This is a genomic window from Sphingomonas sp. P3_C6, assembly GCF_056402595.1.
In genome coordinates this window covers 1-868 of record NZ_JBFUHB010000064.1, presented here as the reverse complement: position 1 = coordinate 868, position 868 = coordinate 1, and the positions used below count along the sequence as shown (strand labels likewise).

Here is an 868-nt window from a genome sequence, read left to right as displayed (position 1 = left end):
TGAGTCGTTGATGGAAGTCGTTCAGGGTCGGGTCGAACTTGCGGGCGATATTGGCGACGAGGAAGAGGATGGTGCGGACGGAAGCCCTTCCGCCTCGGACGGGTCGGTGGCCTTGGCGTTTGCCGCTATCGTTGGCGATTGGCGCGAGGCCGGCGAGTTTGGCAATGGCCTTGTTGGAGAGGGTTCCGATTTCGGGGAGGTCGGCGAGGATGATGGCGACGGCGCGGTCGGCGACGCCTTTGACGGATCGGAATGTTCGGTCGAGGGCGTGCCATAGGGGATCCGCCTCGACGAGGGCTGCGACCTCGGCAGCGAGCGCCTTTGCCTGTCGAGTGAAGAAAGCGATGGCTTCCTGAAGGCTGGCCAGTGCCTGTGGGTCGCGGGTGAAGTGCAGGCGCTGCTTCTGTACGCTCAGGTCGGCGATGATCTGCCGTAGCCGAGCCGCGATGGCGGTGAGCTTCTGCTGGTCGCAGGAGGGCGGCGGCGTCGGTGCGATGCGCTTTGCCTGGGCATAGCGGGCGATGACACCGGCATCGATCCGGTCGGTCTTCTCGAGATAGCCCATCGCCTTGGCGAAATGCCTGACGGCAGCGGGGTTGGCGATAGCCGAGGGTTGTCCCTGCTGCCAGAGTGCCAGAAAGGCGGGTTGCTCGAAACCGCCCGAGGCCTCCATGACGACGAGCTGGGCGTCGTGGTCACGGCAGAAGCCGACGAGTGCTGTAAGCCCCTCAGGGTCGTTGGCGAAACGCTGATAATGACCGGGCGCGACAAAGGCATCGAGCCAGGCCTTGGAAACATCCACTCCACAAATGATCTGCATCACGGTAACCTGTCTTGTCTGTGCGATTGGGAAATCAACCGACTGTTC

Annotated in this window: 1 protein-coding gene; it reads right to left on the bottom strand. The window is 63.1% G+C overall.

What is annotated here, in order from left to right; translation table 11 throughout:
• Positions 1-820, bottom strand: an 820-nt coding sequence (locus AC1DT7_RS24185; RefSeq protein WP_478038866.1) for an IS110 family RNA-guided transposase, incomplete at its 3' end; no start/stop codon positions are given.
• Positions 821-868: the final 48 nt, after the last annotated feature.